The 567-nt window shown below is 78.7% G+C and carries 1 pseudogene; it reads right to left on the bottom strand.

From position 1 onward, the window contains the following. Window positions 1–92: 92 nt before the first annotated feature. Window positions 93–567: pseudogene (locus tag KUM32_RS45565) on the bottom strand (hypothetical protein); the annotation flags it as partial.

The raw sequence follows: 567 nt of genomic DNA, 5'->3' as shown, positions 1-567 counted from the left end.
CGTACGCCCCGTACGAACCCGGGCACGAACCCGCTCGCCGCGTACGCCTCCCATGCCTTCGCCTCGGGCTTCGCCCGCCGCGCGCTCCCGTCTCAGCGCTGCGCCCGCGCGAGGGCGACCCGCAGCGGGCGATGGCCCGTCGCGGCGGCGCCCAGGGACGCCGCCTGCCCCAGGGAAGGGGGCTGTCCCGGGGAGGGAGGCTGGCCCGGGGAAGGGGGACGTGCCAGGGGCGGTGCCGGGGCCAGGGACACGGTGCCGTCCGACGCCGCCCCGTCCGGGCGTGGCGGCGTGGCCGCCACGGGCGGCGCGGACTCCGGCGGCCGGCCGGCCGCCTCCGGGTGTTCGACCTCGGCCCACCAGTCGGGCCCGTCCTCCAGGTAGCGCAGCAGGATGCCCTCGCGCACCGCCCAGGGGCAGATGACCAGGGATTCCACGCCGCTGAGCTTCATCGCCGTGTGGCCGACGATCGCGCCGGCCAGGCTCTGCCGGGCCCGGGGTCTGGTGATGCCGGGGAGTTCGGCCCGCTGCTCGGCGGGGAGCGCGGCCAACCGGTCGATCGCCACGCGC

This window comes from Streptomyces sp. AC627_RSS907, assembly GCF_019049165.1.
The sequence above is the reverse complement of the archived record's forward strand: the minus strand, read 5'-3'. Positions and strand labels throughout refer to the sequence as shown.